This window comes from Dyella sp. 01L423 (assembly GCF_056399945.1).
In genome coordinates this window covers 164288-180304 of sequence record NZ_JBFTSI010000007.1, presented here as the reverse complement: position 1 = coordinate 180304, position 16017 = coordinate 164288, and the positions used below count along the sequence as shown (strand labels likewise).

Below are 16017 nucleotides of genomic sequence, written 5' to 3'. Positions count from 1 at the left end.
ATGGGTAGCGTGACGCAGCGCCGGTTTGCAGGGCGCGTGTTGTCGCAACACGGTCACAAAGCGGCCTAAACTTTCAACTTTCCCGACCGGAGCTGAGCCCGTGCCCAAAGCCCTGAGCCACGTCGCCCTGATCGTTGCCCACCCCACGCGCACCGCCCACCTTTTGACCGGCGTGTTCGAGGATGCGCGCATCCTGCGCGAAGAGGACCCGGCCGATAACCATGCCGAGGTCATCGTGGCGCTGGCGGGGCTGGAGTTTGCCCTGATCCGCGGTCAAGGCCCCGCATCACGCAACGGCGACCACATCGCGTTCGCCGTGACCAAGCAGGAGCAGCTCGATTGCGCGCGGCGCATGGACGAGCTGGCGCTGGATTATCAGATGGCCCGCGAGGATACGGCGCTGTATTTCAGCGATTACGACAACCATGTGTTTGAGCTGGAGGTGGTTGAGCCGTGACGGAGAGCGTCGCGCACAGGGTGCGCTCCCACAGGAGGATCCAGCTCCCTGAGGGCTCCCTGTGGGAGCGCACCCTGCGCGCGACTGGCCTGCCTCATTCCCTCAACAACAACCGATACGCCGGGTTTTCGCTTTCATCGCGAAATGGGTAACCGAGCGTGTCCAGAAACGCTTGAAACAGGAGGCGTTCATCCGGCGGCACCTGAATACCGACCAGGATGCGCCCGTAATCCGCGCCCTGGTTGCGGTAATGGAACAGGCTGATATTCCAGTCCGGATGCATATGACCCAGAAAGCGCGTCAGCGCGCCCGGGCGTTCGGGGAACTCGAAGCGGAACAGCTGCTCGTCGCTGGCCAGTGGTGAGCTGCCACCTATCATGTGGCGCAGATGCAGCTTGGCGAGCTCGTCGTCGGTGAGATCCAGAACGCCGAAACCGTGCGCACGGAATGCATCGATCAGCGTTTCGCGCTCATCGCCATGCGCGGTCTGCACGCCGACGAAGATATGCGCCTCGCTGGCATTGCCGATGCGGTAGTTGAATTCCGTGATGCTGCGCTGATCCAGCGCCTCGCAGAAACGGCGGAAGCTGCCGCGTTCCTCGGGGATGGTCACCGCGAATACCGCTTCCCGCTGCTCGCCCACTTCCGCGCGCTCGGCCACAAAGCGCAGCCGGTCGAAGTTGAGGTTGGCGCCCGAGACGACGGCAACCATCGGGTGTTCCGAGACGCCGTGCGTGGCGACGTATTGCTTGAGCCCTGCCAGCGCGAGCGCGCCGGCGGGTTCGGGCACGCTGCGGGTGTCCTGGAAGACATCGCGGATGGCCGCGCAGATCGCGTCCGTGTCTACTCGCAGCATCGCGTCCACATGGCGCTGGCACAGCGCAAAGGTGAGATCGCCTACGCGCTTCACCGCCGTGCCATCGGCGAACAGCCCGACTTCCGGCAGCGACACCGGCGCGCCCGCCTGCAGCGATTGCAGCATCGCGTCCGAATCACAGGTCTGCACGCCGATCACTTTCACGTCCGGTCGCAACGCTTTTACATAAGCCGCCACGCCTGCGAGCAGGCCGCCACCGCCGACCGGCACGAAGATCGCGTGCAGCGGTCCCGGATGCTGGCGCAGGATTTCCATGCCCACGGTGGCCTGCCCGGCGATCACGGCGGGATCGTCGAAGGGATGGACGAAGGTGTAGCCGTGTTCGTGCTGCAGTCGTGCCGCCGCGGCTTGCGCATCGCTATAGGAGTCGCCGGTCAGCACGACATCTACGTGTTCGCCACCAAAGCGGCGTACGGCGTCCACCTTGACCTGGGGCGCCGTGACCGGCATCACGATGACCGCGTGGACGCCGAGCCGCGCCGCTGCCAGCGCCACCCCTTGGGCATGGTTGCCCGCGGAGGCGGCGATCACGCCACGTGCGCGTTGCGTCGTATCCAGCTGACACATGCGGTTATAGGCACCGCGCAGTTTGAACGAAAAAACCGGCTGCTGGTCCTCGCGCTTGAGCAAGACTTGCTGGCCCAGTCGCGTGGACAGCAGCGTTGCCGGTTCCAACGCGGTTTCGCGCGCTACGTCGTAGACGCGCGCACCCACCGTCTGGCGCAACAGTTCGTGCTCGCTCAGCGGGTCGATCTCGAGCGTGGCAGCAAGCGCATTCATGGCGCGGCGAGCGGGTGACTTACCTCGATCACATCCACCAGTTTGCGCGTCTGCTTGATGATCTGCTCGACGGTGGCGTCCGCTCCGTGCAGCACCAGGGTGAGTTGCGATACGGCCGGATCTTCGGTGGCGGCGACGGTGAGCGTGTCGATATTGCAATGGCGCGCGGCGAACAGGCCGGCCACGCGCATCAGGGCGCCGGATTCGTTTTGAAGCAGGATGGATAGTGTGTGTTTCATTGATGTTCCCCGTATCACCGCCCATCCGTCATTCCAGCGAAAGCTGGAGACGGTTTATCAACAGCCGATGGCTGGTCATCCAGCGCCTTGTAAGGCTGAAAGGCGCCAGGTTCCAGCTTTCGCTGGAACGACGATCAAAACATGTCCGATGCGGCGTCGCCGTCCGTCGCCGGCGCCACTCGTGACGGAATGAAATCGCCGGTGATCATCTGCGCATACGTCGCACCGGGCCCGACCATCGGATACACACCGGCATCCGGATCGATCATCACTTCAAGAAACGCCGGACCATCGAAGGCAAGAAAGTCCGCGATCGTCTCCGCCAGTTCCGCCCTGTCCTCCAAGCGCTTCGCCCATTCGAAACCATCAGCCTGCGCAGCCTTGATGAAGTCCTTCTTGTGCAGGCTCTTGTCGGACGAGGCGAAGCGGCCGCGGAAGAACAGCTTCTGCCACTGGCGCACCATGCCGTCGCCGATGTTGTTGAGCACCACGACCTTCACCGGCAGCCCATAGGTGGTGACGGTTTCCAGCTCGCCCAGGTTCATGCGGATGCTGGCGTCCCCGTCGATGTCGATCACCACGGTGTCTCGCCGCGCGAACTGCGCGCCAATGGCGGCGGGCAAGCCAAAACCCATGGTGCCCATGGAGCCCGAGGTGAGCCAATGACGCGGCTCGCGGAAATCGAAATATTGCGCAGCCCACATCTGGTGCTGGCCCACGCCCGTGCTGATCACGGCGCGGCCCTGCGTATGTTCGTTGATGGCCTGGATCACCGCCTGCGGCTGGATCAACGCGCTGTCGCGGTCATAGTTCAGCGCATGGGTGTGCTTGAGCGCGGCGATGTGGGCGTGCCAGTCCGCATAACGCCCGTCGTTCGCGAAGTGCAGGCCGTGACGGATGCCGTACTGCTGCAGGCGCGACAGCGTGGCGTCGAGGTCGCCATGATGGTGCCAGTCCACCAACTTCACCTTGCCGATCTCGGCTGGGTCGATGTCGATCTGTGCGATGAAACGCGCATGCGGCGCGAAGCGCTCAGGCACGCTGGCCACGCGATCGTCGAAGCGGGCGCCCAGCGCCAGCAGGAAATCGCAGTCGTCCACGGCGTAGTTGGCATAGGCAGTGCCGTGCATGCCGAGCATATGCAGCGCGAGCGGATCGGTGGTGTCGATCGCGCCGATGCCCATCAGGGTAGTCGTCACGGGGAGGCCGAACTGTTTGACGAAGGCACGCAGTGTGGCCGACGACTCGCTGGCGATGATGCCGCCGCCGGCGTAGATCAGCGGCCGCTTCGCCTTGGCCAGCGCCTCGAAAAAGGCCGCGCATTGGGCATCTTCCACCCGGGCATTTTGAATGGCGTGCTGGCGGGCGCGGTAGCCGGGGATGGGCAAGCTGCCTTCGCCGGCGAAGGTGAGCGAACTGTTCTGCACATCCTTGGGAATGTCCACGACCACTGGGCCGGGACGACCACTGCGCGCGATCTCAAACGCCGTGCGCAAAGTGATTTCGAGCCGCGAGGGATCGGTGAGCAGAAACACGTGCTTGGCGCAGGGGCTCATGATGTTGCTGACCGGCGCTTCCTGGAAGGCATCGCTGCCGAGCGCCCCGGTCGGAACCTGGCCGCAGATCACCACCATCGGCACGGAGTCGGACATCGCATCGCGCACCGGCGTAACCATATTGGTGGCGCCTGGCCCGGAGGTGACGATGGCCACGCCCACCTTGCCGGAAGCGCGCGCATAGCCGGCCGCCATGAAGCCCGCACCCTGCTCGTTGGCGGGCACGATCAACGGCATCGGCTCGCCGCCCATCGGCGACAAGTGCGTGGCATTGAATCGGAATACTGCGTCGTACACCGGCAAAATGGCACCACCCGAATAGCCGAACAGCACGTCGACGCCTTCATCGGCCAACACCTGTACGACGACTTCTGCACCGCTCATGGTCTGGCCGGCGAGCGCATGCGTCGATGCGGGCATGTCGCGACTTTCAAGAGCACGTTGCAGTGGCAAGTTCACGATGGTCGGGTTCCCCTGGATTCGCCGATGGATCGGCGGGTCGAGTTGGTTGGAAAAGTGCCCTCCCCCCAAACATCGGGGGAGGGCCAGGAAGGGTCTTGCATGCTTGCGGGATAAGCACCCCTCTTAAGTCGAACAACAACCTTTGACGCTGCCGAAAACTCTTTAGCTCGTCATCCCTGCGAAAGCAGGGATCCAGTGCTTTTGGCTCACTTCCTCGCGTCAAAAGACGCTGGATTCCTGCTTTCGCAGGAATGACGGGCAGGGCATCAACCCACTTTCTTCAGCGGCTCAGCCGACGCCTTGGGCGCGTTCGCCTGCAGCCACGGCATGCGCGCACGCAGCTTGGCGCCGACCTGCTCCACCGGATGTTCCAGGTCCGCCTGCTTGAACTTCTTGTAGTTCGGCAAGCCGGCCTGGTACTCGGCGATCCAGTTGCGCGCGAAGGTGCCGTCCTGGATATCGGTGAGCACGTCCTTCATGCGCGCCTTGGTGCCGGCATCGATCACGCGCGGGCCGCTCACGTAGTCGCCGTACTGCGCCGTTTCGGAGACGAACTCCAGCATGCGCGCAATGCCGCCTTCGTAGAACAGATCCACGATCAGCTTCAATTCGTGCAGCACTTCGTAATAGGCGATCTCAGGCTGGTAACCGGCCTCTACGAGAGTTTCGAAGCCGGCTTGCACCAGCGAGCTAGCGCCGCCGCACAGCACGGCCTGTTCGCCGAACAGATCGGTCTCGGTCTCTTCCTTGAAGTCGGTCTTGATCAGCAGCGCGCGACCGCCGCCGATGCCATCGGCATAAGCCTTGGCCCGGGCTTCCGCGTGGCCGCTGACATCCTGGTGCACGGCCCAGATGCTGGGCACGCCGCGACCGATCTCATATTCGCGGCGCACCAGCGCACCCGGGCCCTTCGGCGCCACCAGGATCACGTCGATGTCGGCGCGCGGATCGATCTGCTTGAAGTGCACGTTGAAGCCGTGCGCGAACAGCAGGGCGGCGCCCGGCTTGATGTTCGGTTCGATGTGCTCGCGATACAGCTGCGGCTGCACCATGTCCGGCGTGAGCACAGCGACCAGGTCGGCGTCCTTCACCGCCTCGCCCGGCTCGGCCACGGTGAAACCCTCGGCGCGCGCCTTCTCCCACGAGGGGCCACCCTTGCGCAGGCCAACCACCACGTCCAGACCGGAGTCGCGCAGGTTGAGTGCGTGGGCACGGCCCTGGCTGCCAAAGCCAAGGACGGCGATGCGGGCCTTGGCCAGCGTGTCGTTGTTGTTGCTCATGCGGTAACTCCTGCGTTCGTGTCTTCGTTGACGTGTCGGGAAACAGAGGCGGATGGACTGCGTGATGCGATGGGTTGCGTGGTGGCTCCTTCAGAAGCGGAGCCCACCAGTGCGACGTACTTGGCCATGGCGCCGCGCGTGACCTTGGGTGCAGGCGGTTGCCAGCTGGCGCGACGAGAGGCGAGGTCGGCGGTGGTGCTTATCTGGCGCGATTCGGCGTCGATGCGGATGCGATCGCCCTCATGCAGCAGCGCGATCGGGCCGCCGCGCGCCGCTTCCGGTGCGATATGGCCGACCATGTAGCCGTGGGTGGCGCCGGAGAAACGGCCATCGGTGATCAACGCCACGTCGTCGCCCAGGCCGCGGCCGATCAGCGCGGCAGTCACGCCCAGCATCTCGCGCATGCCGGGGCCGCCCGCCGGGCCTTCGTTGCGGATCACGATGACGTCGCCCTTCTCGATGTTGCCGCCCTGCACGGCGGCAAAGGCCTGCTCCTCGCTTTCGAACACGCGGGCGCGTCCTTCGAAGTGGTTGGCACCCTTGCCGGCGAGTTTGAGAATGCAACCTTCCGGCGCGAGATTGCCGTAGAGGATGGAATAGCCGCCGCGCGGCTTCAGTGGCTTTGACACCGGATGCACCACGTCCTGCGTTTCAGCTCGCGGTGCCGCGGCGACTTCGTCAAACAGGCTGCGGCCGGTGACTGTGGGTGCATCGATCAGCATGCCCGCGGCGATCAGTTCTTCCGCCACGCGCGCGCTGCCGCCGGCGCCGAACATTTCCACAGCGGTGTAACGACCGCCGGGCAAGAGGTCGGCAATCACCGGCGTGTGTTTGGATGCAGGCTCGAAATCCTCCAGCGTCCACGGCGTGCCCGCTTCACGCGCAATGGCGAGCAGGTGCAGCACGGCGTTGGTGGAGCCGGCGGTGGCGGCGACCATGCGCGCGGCATTGCGGAACGCGGTTTCGGTGAGCAGTTCGCGTGGCGTGCGGTTTGCTTTCAGGCACTCCATCACCAGCTCGCCGCAACGGCGTGCGGCCACCGCTTTCGCTGGATGCGTGGCGGGAATGTCGTTGAAGCCCAGCGGCGACAGGCCTAGCGTGGACAGCACCATCGCCATGGTGTTGGCGGTGAACTGGCCGCCGCAGGCGCCCGCGCCGGGACAGGCATCGCGTTCGACCGAGGTGAGTTCCTCATCGCTGATCTTGCCCGCGCCATGCGCACCCACCGCCTCGAACACTTGCTGGATGGTGATGGGATGATTGTCATGCGTGCCGTGCGCGATAGTGCCGCCGTACATCGCGACTGCCGGGATGTTGAGTCGCGCCATCGCCATCGCAGCGGCAGGAATGGTCTTGTCGCAGCCACACAGCACCACCATCGCATCGAGGCAATGGCCATCGACGGCCAGCTCGATCGAATCGGTGATTACCTCGCGGCTGATCAGCGAGGCGCGCATGCCGGGCGTGCCCATGGCGATGCCGTCGGTCACCGCGATGGTGTTGAACTCCACCGGCGTGCCGCCCGCGGCGCGGATGCCGTCGGCGACATGTTCGGCCAGCTCTCGCAGATTGAGGTTGCACGGGCTGACGTTGGACCAGGTGTGCACCACGGCTACCAGCGGCTTGGCGATCGCTTCGTCGTCCAGCCCGGTAGCGCGCAGCATGGCGCGCGCGGGGGCACGGTCGGGGCCGGTCTTGATCAGGTCACTGCGCATGGATGCATTCCGGTGAAAAGAACTCTGTAGGCACTGCGAGCGCCAACAAAACAGCCGTCATTCCAGCGGAAGCTGGAATCCAGCGCCTTTTTGCCAGGCAGAAGTCACTGGATCCCAGCGTTCGCTGGGATGACGGTGAGGGGGAGGGCGATGACTTGGCGAGGCTTAACCGCATGCTCGCCCCCAGCGAAGAAAGGCTGCCGCGTTGCAGGCGTGTTCGTCGATGGCGGCCAATACCGCCTCCAGTACCTGTTGGGTGCCGGCGTCGCCGCCGATGTCGCGGGTATGCGGCCCGCGCTCCAGCACTTCGGCCACGGCCGCTTCCACCGTGCTTGCTTCTTCTTCCAGCCCCAGCGAATGGCGCAGCAGCATCGCGGTGGAAAGAATCGCGCCGATGGGATTGGCCACGCCCTGGCCGGCGATATCCGGCGCGGAACCGTGGATGGGCTCATACAGTCCACCCTTGCCTTCGCCCAGCGAGGCCGAAGGCAGCAAGCCCAGCGAGCCGGCCAGCGCGGCGGCTTCGTCGGTGAGGATGTCGCCGAACAGGTTCTCGGTGACCACCACGTCGTACTTGCCCGGCTGGGTGAGCAACAGCATGGCCATCGAATCGACCAGCTGGTGTTCCAGCTTCACGTCAGGGAACTCGTTGGCGATGCGCTGCACGGTGGTGCGCCACAGTCGCGAGGTTTCGAGCACGTTGGCCTTGTCCACCGAAGTGACGTGCTTGCGGCGCTCGCGCGCCAGCTGAAACGCGCGACGCGTCACGCGCTCGACTTCCGCCACGGTGTATTTGCATTCGTCGATGGCGGTATCGATGGTGCGCGTCTTCGCACCGAAGTACGCGCCGCCGGTGAGTTCGCGCACGAACAGCACGTCGACGTTCTTCAGCTTTTCGTTTTTCAGCGGCGACAAGGCTGCCAGCGCAGGGTGCACCTGCAGCGGACGAAGATTCGCATACACGCCCAGTGCTGCACGCAACGCCAGCAATCCCTGTTCAGGACGCACCGGCGCATTGGGATCGGACCACTTGGGCCCACCCACCGCACCGAGCAACACGGCGTCGGCGGACTTGCAAGCTTCCAGCGACGCGGTGGGCAGCGGTTCGCCGGTCGCGTCGATGGCGCAGCCGCCGATCAGGTGTTCTTCGAAATGGAAGTGATGGTCATAGTGCGCCGCGACGGCATCGAGTACGGCCACGGCCGCTGCGGTGACTTCGGGGCCGACGCCGTCGCCGGGCAGGGTGACGATGTGCGCTCTCATGCGGCTTTCTCCGTGCGTTGTTCGTAGGCAGTGATGGCGTCGGCGTGGTGTTGCAGATAACCCAGCTGGTCGACGCCGTTGAGCAGGCAGTGACGTGCGAATGCTTCGAGCTGAAAGCGGATGTGGCCGCCGTCGGGCAAGGCGATCACTTGTTCCTTCACGTCGATGGACAGCTCGATGCCTGGGTGTTCCAGCAGCCAGCGGTGCTCGGCTTCATCCAGCACGATGGCGAGCAGGCCATTCTTCAGCGCGTTGTTGCGGAAGATGTCCGCGATCTCACTGCAAAGCACGGCGTGAATCCCGTAGTCCAGCAACGCCCACGGCGCGTGTTCGCGTGACGAACCGCAGCCGAAATTGCGACCGGCGACGAGGATGGAGCAGCCACGCGCTTGCGGCTGGTTAAGCGGGAAGGCCGGGTTGTCGCTGCCGTCGGCTTGGTAGCGCCAATCGTTGAAGCACAGCTTGCCCAGGCCGGCGCGCTCGGTGGTGGTGAGGAAGCGCGCTGGAATGATGCGGTCGGTGTCGATGTTCTCGTCCGGCAGCACGGCAGTACGGGAGTGGAGGCGGGTGATCGGGCGCATTAAAAAACCTCCGAAGGACAAAGTCCCTTCTCCCCTCGGGGGAGAAGGTGCCCCGAAGGGGCGGATGAGGGGCGGGTGCTCGCGGCAGCGCACATCGAAGCGCGCTCTGATGTGGGACCGAAGCAAGACTGGCCCCTCACCTCGGTCCTCTCCCCGCAGGGGAGAGGAAGACAAGCTCGCCCCTTCATGCCGCCACCTCCGTCGCGTACTCGCGCGGATCAGCAATACGCCCTGCGACGGCTGATGCCGCCGCGGTGGCCGGACTCGCCAACACCGTGCGCGCACCCTTGCCCTGGCGCCCTTCGAAATTGCGGTTGGAGGTGCTGACGACCAACTGCCCCGGCTGCGCGAAGTCACCATTCATGGCGATGCACATCGAACAGCCCGGCTCGCGCCACTCGGCGCCCGCAGCGGTGAACACGTGATGCAGGCCTTCGCTTTCCGCATCGCGGCGCACCGCTTCGGAACCCGGCACCACCAGCATGCGCACACCATCGGCGACGCGGCGACCGCGCAACACATGCGCGGCTTCGCGCAAATCGGACAGGCGCGAGTTGGTGCAACTGCCGACGAACACCACGTCGACCGGCGTGCCCTGCATCGGCTTGCCCGCCTCAGCATTCATGTAATCCAGCGCACGCTTTTCCTGCGCGTTGCGCGCCGCCGGCACCGGCTTGTCCATCGCGATGGCCATGCCCGGATGCGTGCCGTAGGTGACGGTGGGACGCACCTTGCTTGCATCGATGCGCACCTCACGGTCGAACTCGGCGCCGTCATCGGTGCGCAGCGACTTCCAGCGTGCGACGGCCTCGTCCCAGGCAGCACCCTGCGGCGCACGGGGACGGCCCTTCAGCCAGGCGAACGTCGTTTCGTCCGGCGCGATCAGGCCGGCACGTGCGCCGGCTTCGATCGACATATTGCACACCGTCATGCGCTCTTCCATCGAGAGCTGCTCGATGGCGGCGCCGCGGTATTCGATGACGTAACCGGTGCCGCCATCCACGCCGATTTCGCCGATGATGTGCAGGATCAGGTCTTTCGCGCCCACGCCGGCGGACAGATGACCGTCCACATGGATGGCCAGCGTCTTTGCCTTGCGCTGGAGCAGGCACTGCGTGGCCATCACATGGCCGACTTCGGTAGTGCCGATGCCGAACGCCAGCGCGCCGAACGCGCCATGCGTGGAGGTGTGGCTGTCGCCGCAGACGATGGTCATGCCCGGCTGGGTCGCACCCAGCTCCGGGCCAAACACATGCACGATGCCGCGGTCGCTGCTGTTCCAACCGTGCAGCTCCACGCCGAATTCGCGGCAATTGGTTTCCAGTTGCGACACCTGCGCCTTGGCTTCGGCGTTGGCGTAGGGACGCTCGCCATCGGCGCCCGCGGGCAGGGTCGGAGTGGAGTGATCCAGCGTGGCCAGCATGCGATCGGGACGGCGCAGCTTCAGGCCGCGCTCGCGCAGTTCGCTGAAAGCCTGGGGCGAGGTGACTTCGTGCACCAGGTGCAGGTCGACGTAGAGGATCGCGGGTGTGTCAGCGCTTTCGGCAGCGACGACATGGGCATCCCACACTTTTTCGAACAATGTCTTTGCCATTACGCAGCCTCCTGCGCTGCTTCGACCTGCACGGGGGTCAGCCAGCCCCATTGGTCAGCGGTGGTGCCATCGAACAATCCGAAGAAAGCCTTTTGCAGTGCGCGCGTGACATCGCCAGGGCGGCCAGCGCCGACGGGTTTGCGATCCACGGAACGCACCGGCGTGATCTCGGCCGCGGTGCCGGTCATGAAGATCTCGTCGGCGGTGTACAGCGCCTCACGCGGGAGGTCGCGTTCTTCCACCACGATGCCCAGTTCGCCGGCCAGGGTGATCACCGATTCGCGCGTGATGCCGGCGAGGATGCCGGCGCTGGTGGGCGGCGTGAGCAGCTTGTTGTTCTTCACCAGGAACAGATTTTCGCCTGCGCCTTCGCTCAGCAAGCCGTTGTGCCCCAGCGCGATACCTTCGGCGTAGCCGCCGCGACGCGCTTCGAGCGCGATCAGCTGGCTGCTGAGGTAGTTGCCGCCGGCCTTGGCCCAGCTCGGAAAGGTGTTCGGCGCCGGGCGCTGCCAGGAGGACACGCACACGTCCGCGCCGTGCTCGAGCGCATCGCCGAGATACGCACCCCATTCCAGCGCCATGATCGCCACATCCACCGGCGAATCCGCCTTCGGCAACACGCCCAGGCCGCCCGCGCCGCGGAACACGATGGGACGCACATACGCCGACTTCATGCGATTGGCGCGGATCACTTCGTGGCAGGCCGCGTTGATTTCCTCTTCGCTGTAGCCGATCTCGATCTCGTAGATGCGCGCCGATTCGAACAGGCGACGCGTGTGATCGGCGAGGCGGAAATAGGCGGGGCCCTGTGGCGTGGCGTATACGCGCTCGCCTTCGAACACCGAAGAGCCATAGTGCAGCGCGTGGGTGCTGACGTGGACCGTAGCCTCGGTCCAGGGTTTGATCTGGCCGTTGTGCCAGAGGAAGGGCGTCGTCATTTGTAGCTCCTCGGTTTCACAGGCTCGCGACCGCAGCCCGGGGCGACACGGGTTGTTGTCGTTCGATGCGGTTGACGATGGCGAGCGCGGCATGTGCGGTCGCTTCGATGATGTCGGTGCTTACGCCCGATCCACGCCAGTCGCGCTCGGCATGGCGCGCGGTCAGCTGGGCCTGGCCTTGCGCGTCGCCACCTTCGCTCACGGCGCGTACCTGGAACTGGGTGACGTCGAGTGAGGTACCGGTGGCGCGTTCGATGGCGCGCAGCACGGCGTCGACCGGGCCGTCGCCAATCGCCGCTTCGCCCACTTCATGGCCGTTGTCGTGGGTCAGCTTCACCGAGGCCGACGCGCTGCCGCCCAGGTGCGAGTTGGTGTTGAGCTGCACGATGCGCCAGGGGCCGGTCGCTTCCGGATCCATGCCCAGCGCGATGGCTTCCAGGTCCTGGTCGTGCACTTCGCGCTTCTTGTCGGCAAGGGCTTTGAAGCGCGCGAAGATGCTGTCCAGCGCGACTTCGTCCACCTCGTGGCCCAGGCTCTGCAGACGCTGGCGCAGCGCGTGCCGGCCCGAGTGCTTGCCCAGCACCAGTCGCGTTTCGCCCATGCCCACATCTTGTGGACGCATGATTTCGTACGTCCCGCGATGCTTGAGCATGCCGTGCTGATGGATGCCCGATTCGTGCGCGAATGCGTTGTCGCCAACGACGGCCTTGTTGCGCGCCACCGCTTGGCCGGTCAGCTGGGTCAGCAGGCGCGAGGTGGGGTAGAGCTTGCGCGCATCGATGCCGGTATCCACGCCGAAGTAGGCGGCGCGCACACGCAACGCCATCACCACTTCTTCCATTGAGGCATTGCCGGCGCGCTCGCCGATGCCGTTGATGGTGCATTCCACCTGGCGCGCGCCAGCGGCGACGCCGGCGAGGCTGTTGGCGACCGCCATGCCCAGATCGTCGTGGCAGTGGGTGGAGAAGATCACTTTGTCCGCGCCGCGGACGTGCTGGCGCAGGTAGGTGATGCGCTCGGCCATTTCGATGGGCGTGGTGTAGCCGACGGTATCGGGCACGTTCACCGTGGTGGCGCCGGCCGCGATGGCCGCGCTGAACACTTCGACGAGGTACTCCGGCTCGGTGCGCATGGCGTCTTCGGCGGAGAACTCCACTTCATGGCACAGCTTCTTCGCGCGCTCGATGGCGGCGCAGGCGGTGTCGATCACCTGCTGCTTGCTCATGTTGAGCTTGTGCTCGCGGTGCAGCGGGCTGGTGGAGAGGAACAGGTGGATGCGTCCGTGGCGCGCCACTTCCAGCGCGCGACCGCAGGCGTCGATGTCGTTGTCGTGGCAGCGTGCCAGTCCGCACACGGTGGGGCCGCGCAGCACGCGGGCGATTTCCGACACCGAGGCGAAATCATCGGGCGAGGCGCTGGGGAAGCCGGCCTCGATGATGTCCACGCCAAGCGCTTCGAGCGCATGCGCCATGCGGAGCTTGGCCCGGCGATCCATCGAAAAGCCGGGTGCCTGCTCGCCATCGCGCAGGGTCGTATCGAAAATGCGCACGCGTTCGGCTACGTCGCCCACGTCGCTGTTCTCGCTGTTGCCGCTCTCAGGCGGTGTGTTATCGGGGTTCATCGCTTTGCTCCATGGGCACACGCCTTGGGCAACAAAAAACCCCGCATCCGTTACCGGGTGCGGGGTTCTGTTGGTCGTATTCAGGTGGTCTTTCTAGTTACCTGGACACACGCCCTCAGCCCGCACCTCCGTTGGTAATAAGGAGTACGAGTACAAGGGCAAGAAGGAGGTTGGTGCGAAGTCGCAGCAGGCCGGCGACCGTCGGGGGACGGATCGGTTCGGCAATGCGATCGTGGCTGTTGCGCTGCGACATGCAGACGAACCTAATGGCCCGTCCGACGGGTTGTCAACAGTTTCTTTTGAAAATGTTTAAATCGCGTGTCGAGGTAGGCATTCGGACGTCCAGATGGCTGGACGTCCTACGCATGCGTTGCACATGCGTAACAGTGTTTGCTGAAATCAGCGCGAAGCGAGCTCGCGAAGATAGAGCGAAAGCGCTTGCTGCAGCTGGTTTTGCGCGGCCTTGCGCAGGCTCGCGGGTTGCTCGCTCTCGAGCGCCACAGCGGCCTTCATGAATTGCTGCACCACCATCGCGGCCGGACGTAGCTCGCCTGCGGCAATCCCTGGCGCGTGTATGGCGACAATCTGACTCAAATAATCGCGCATGCGCTGGCGAATGGTGCGGCCCAGCATCGTGGGCAGCGAACCGGCGGCCTCGACCAGGGTGGCGAACGCGGGATGCTGCTTGCGGTAATCGGCGAACGTGCGGATGAGCCGGGCCGCAAGTTCCTCCGTTGACCAGCTGGGCGTCTGCGCGACCAGTTGCTCCATGCGCTCGTTGAGTCCGTTGGCGTGCTGGGTGATCAATGCCTCGGCGACCGCTTCCTTCGTAGGGAAAAACTGATAGAGCGAGCCAATGGAGGCCTGAGCGCGGGCGGCGATCTCGGTCATGGTGGTGGCGTCGAAACCTTTTTCGACGAAGCAGTCCGAGGCCGCAGAAAGCAGCGCCGCCACGCGTTCGTGGCCCCGGCGACGGCTGGGCGCACGCGCCCCCTGGCTTGTGTTTTGCGAGGACATCCTCATAAACTCCAATGTGAGGCTGTCCTCACATAATAGTCTTGAAAGCCGGCATGTGGGCGCGGCCCGAACAGGGTCGATTGTACGTTGATGCCGGCGCAATCCCTGCCTGTTCCCTGCACATCGCTGGAGTTCTCCCATGGAAAAGCTAGATCCCCGCACTACCGCGCTCGTCCTGATCGACCTGCAGAAGGGCATCGCCCCGTTTGGCGCGGGCCCGCATTCGAGCGCTGAAGTCTTTCAGCGTGCTGGTCGCCTGGCGGCGCGTTTTCGCGAGTTGAAGGCGCCCGTGGCGCTGGTCCGGGTGGGCTGGTCGGCCGACGCTGGCGACATGCTGCGTCCGCTGACCGACGAGCCCGCACGCAACTTCACCCTGCCGGACAACTGGTGGGACTACGCCGATGAACTGGCCGTGGCCGATGGCGACCTGCACATCACCAAGCGCCAGTGGGGCGCGTTCTACGGCACCGAACTGGAGCTGCAGCTGCGCCGCCGCGGCATCACGCAGATCGTGCTGGCCGGCATTTCCACCAATATCGGCGTGGAATCCACCGGACGCCAGGCCTTCGAGCTCGGCTTCAACCAGGTGTTGGTGGAAGACGCCATGAGCTCGGGTGACGCCGCCCATCATCGCTTCGCGGTGGAGAACATCTTCCCGCGCCTGGGCCGCGTGCGCTCCACCGAGCAGGTTCTTGCCGCTCTGGCTTGATGAGGCCCAAGCTCTGTACTCTCCGGCGGATCGACTGACGGAGAGTGCGGACATGCTGATGAAGCGCGTGGGATGGATGGCAGCGTCGCTGCTGCTTGGCCTGGCAGGATCGGCGCACTCCGCTGACGCGCATTTCGTCGCCAGTGAGGTGACCGTCGATGGTCACCGCTATCCCTTCCAGGTCTTCGTGCCCACTGGCTGGAGCGCGGATCGCGCGTGGCCGGTGGTGCTCTTTCTGCACGGCAGTGGCGAGCGCGGCAGCGACAACCAGGCCCAGCTTAAGCAAGGCCTGCCGCCGTGGTTGGAAAAACACGGTGATGAGTTTCCTGCCGTAGTGGTGGCGCCGCAGGCCCCCGATGACACGGTATGGAGCGGTGACGTAGAACGCGCCGCCGTGGCGGCATTGGAACAGAGCATCGCCACCTATCACGGCGACCGCTCGCGCCTATACCTCACCGGCCTCTCGATGGGCGGTTACGGCGTATGGCAACTGGCAGTCGATCATCCGGGCATGTTCGCGGCTGCCGCGCCTGTGTGCGGCGGCATCCTCGGGCTCGACGACATGCCGGAACTGAAGGTCTACGGCGTGCCCAGCGGCGCCGACCCCTACGCCTGGGTGGCGAGCCGGGTGAAGCCGACGCCGATGTGGATTTTCCATGGCGCGATCGACGACCAGGTCCCGCCGGCCGATTCGCGGGCCATGAACAAGGCGCTGACCCGCGCCGGCGATGAAGTGCGCTACACCGAATTCCCCGGCGTGAACCATGGTTCCTGGGTACCCACCTACGACTCGCCGGCGCTGTGGCCGTGGATGTTTGCCCATCGCAAAGCTACGGCAGGCTGACGGTTCGTTCACAACCGTGTCTGGTTCCCTACCGAAATTTTAGCGTTCGATGTTGCGACGCCGTATGGCTGCCGGCCTAGGCGG

Annotated in this window: 14 protein-coding genes; 3 read left to right on the top strand and 11 right to left on the bottom strand. The window is 65.0% G+C overall.

Going from position 1 to position 16017, the window contains the following annotated elements:
• Positions 1–100: 100 nt before the first annotated feature.
• Positions 101–457 carry a VOC family protein gene (locus AC1DMY_RS18110; protein WP_477166260.1) on the top strand — a complete coding sequence of 119 codons (357 nt, stop codon included), beginning with the start codon at positions 101–103 and terminating at the stop codon, positions 455–457.
• A gap of 94 nt (positions 458–551) precedes the next feature.
• Here AC1DMY_RS18110 and ilvA read toward each other — a convergent pair whose 3' ends face one another.
• From ilvA to AC1DMY_RS18055, 11 genes are all read right to left on the bottom strand, one after another.
• Complete coding sequence (gene ilvA / locus AC1DMY_RS18105; RefSeq protein WP_477166259.1) at positions 552–2114, bottom strand: threonine ammonia-lyase, biosynthetic; 1563 nt, start codon at positions 2112–2114, stop codon at positions 552–554.
• Complete coding sequence (gene ilvN, locus AC1DMY_RS18100) at positions 2111–2353, bottom strand: acetolactate synthase small subunit (RefSeq protein ID WP_477166258.1); 243 nt, start codon at positions 2351–2353, stop codon at positions 2111–2113. The genes ilvA and ilvN overlap by 4 nt, the downstream gene beginning before the upstream one ends.
• 134 nt (positions 2354–2487) lie before the next feature.
• A complete protein-coding gene (gene ilvB / locus AC1DMY_RS18095) occupies positions 2488–4329 on the bottom strand; it encodes a biosynthetic-type acetolactate synthase large subunit (RefSeq protein ID WP_477166257.1) in 1842 nt (613 codons plus the stop codon).
• A gap of 308 nt (positions 4330–4637) precedes the next feature.
• Entirely contained in the window at positions 4638–5651 is a 1014-nt protein-coding gene (ilvC, locus tag AC1DMY_RS18090; protein WP_477166256.1) for a ketol-acid reductoisomerase, read from the bottom strand.
• Positions 5648–7366: a dihydroxy-acid dehydratase gene (ilvD, locus tag AC1DMY_RS18085; RefSeq protein ID WP_477166255.1), complete on the bottom strand. Its 1719-nt coding sequence runs from the start codon at positions 7364–7366 to the stop codon at positions 5648–5650. The genes ilvC and ilvD overlap by 4 nt, the downstream gene beginning before the upstream one ends.
• A 165-nt stretch (positions 7367–7531) precedes the next feature.
• Complete coding sequence (gene leuB / locus AC1DMY_RS18080) at positions 7532–8629, bottom strand: 3-isopropylmalate dehydrogenase (protein WP_477166254.1); 1098 nt, start codon at positions 8627–8629, stop codon at positions 7532–7534.
• Positions 8626–9210 carry a 3-isopropylmalate dehydratase small subunit gene (gene leuD / locus AC1DMY_RS18075; RefSeq protein ID WP_477166253.1) on the bottom strand — a complete coding sequence of 195 codons (585 nt, stop codon included), beginning with the start codon at positions 9208–9210 and terminating at the stop codon, positions 8626–8628. Before leuD ends, leuB begins: the two co-directional genes overlap by 4 nt.
• A gap of 184 nt (positions 9211–9394) precedes the next feature.
• Complete coding sequence (leuC, locus tag AC1DMY_RS18070) at positions 9395–10804, bottom strand: 3-isopropylmalate dehydratase large subunit (RefSeq protein ID WP_477166252.1); 1410 nt, start codon at positions 10802–10804, stop codon at positions 9395–9397.
• On the bottom strand, positions 10804–11742 hold the full coding sequence (locus AC1DMY_RS18065; protein WP_477166251.1) for a branched-chain amino acid transaminase: 939 nt from the start codon (positions 11740–11742) through the stop codon (positions 10804–10806). Before AC1DMY_RS18065 ends, leuC begins: the two co-directional genes overlap by 1 nt.
• Positions 11743–11758: 16 nt before the next feature.
• Positions 11759–13363: a 2-isopropylmalate synthase gene (locus tag AC1DMY_RS18060; protein ID WP_477166250.1), complete on the bottom strand. Its 1605-nt coding sequence runs from the start codon at positions 13361–13363 to the stop codon at positions 11759–11761.
• A 399-nt stretch (positions 13364–13762) separates the two neighbouring features.
• Positions 13763–14317 (bottom strand): TetR/AcrR family transcriptional regulator, encoded by a 555-nt coding sequence (locus AC1DMY_RS18055; protein ID WP_477166249.1) that lies wholly within the window; start codon positions 14315–14317, stop codon positions 13763–13765.
• Positions 14318–14519: 202 nt separating this feature from the next.
• Here AC1DMY_RS18055 and AC1DMY_RS18050 point away from each other — a divergent pair, with 202 nt between their 5' ends.
• Entirely contained in the window at positions 14520–15089 is a 570-nt protein-coding gene (locus tag AC1DMY_RS18050; RefSeq protein ID WP_477166248.1) for a hydrolase, read from the top strand.
• Positions 15090–15141: 52 nt separating this feature from the next.
• The gene (locus AC1DMY_RS18045) at positions 15142–15933 is read left to right on the top strand and encodes a carboxylesterase family protein (RefSeq protein ID WP_477166247.1); all 792 of its coding nucleotides are present in this window, start codon (positions 15142–15144) and stop codon (positions 15931–15933) included.
• Positions 15934–16017: the final 84 nt, after the last annotated feature.

Bases quoted from the DNA above. Each gene is read 5' to 3' on its own strand.
- leuC (WP_477166252.1), bottom strand. From the start codon at position 10,804: ATGGCAAAGACATTGTTCGAAAAAGTGTGGGATGCCCATGTCGTCGCT.
- ilvN (WP_477166258.1), bottom strand. From the start codon at position 2,353: ATGAAACACACACTATCCATCCTGCTTCAAAACGAATCCGGCGCCCTG.
- AC1DMY_RS18050 (WP_477166248.1), top strand. From the start codon at position 14,520: ATGGAAAAGCTAGATCCCCGCACTACCGCGCTCGTCCTGATCGACCTG.
- AC1DMY_RS18045 (WP_477166247.1), top strand. From the start codon at position 15,142: ATGCTGATGAAGCGCGTGGGATGGATGGCAGCGTCGCTGCTGCTTGGC.
- AC1DMY_RS18065 (WP_477166251.1), bottom strand. From the start codon at position 11,742: ATGACGACGCCCTTCCTCTGGCACAACGGCCAGATCAAACCCTGGACC.
- leuD (WP_477166253.1), bottom strand. From the start codon at position 9,210: ATGCGCCCGATCACCCGCCTCCACTCCCGTACTGCCGTGCTGCCGGAC.
- AC1DMY_RS18060 (WP_477166250.1), bottom strand. From the start codon at position 13,363: ATGAACCCCGATAACACACCGCCTGAGAGCGGCAACAGCGAGAACAGC.
- leuB (WP_477166254.1), bottom strand. From the start codon at position 8,629: ATGAGAGCGCACATCGTCACCCTGCCCGGCGACGGCGTCGGCCCCGAA.
- ilvC (WP_477166256.1), bottom strand. From the start codon at position 5,651: ATGAGCAACAACAACGACACGCTGGCCAAGGCCCGCATCGCCGTCCTT.
- ilvB (WP_477166257.1), bottom strand. From the start codon at position 4,329: ATGCCCGCATCGACGCATGCGCTCGCCGGCCAGACCATGAGCGGTGCA.
- ilvD (WP_477166255.1), bottom strand. From the start codon at position 7,366: ATGCGCAGTGACCTGATCAAGACCGGCCCCGACCGTGCCCCCGCGCGC.
- ilvA (WP_477166259.1), bottom strand. From the start codon at position 2,114: ATGAATGCGCTTGCTGCCACGCTCGAGATCGACCCGCTGAGCGAGCAC.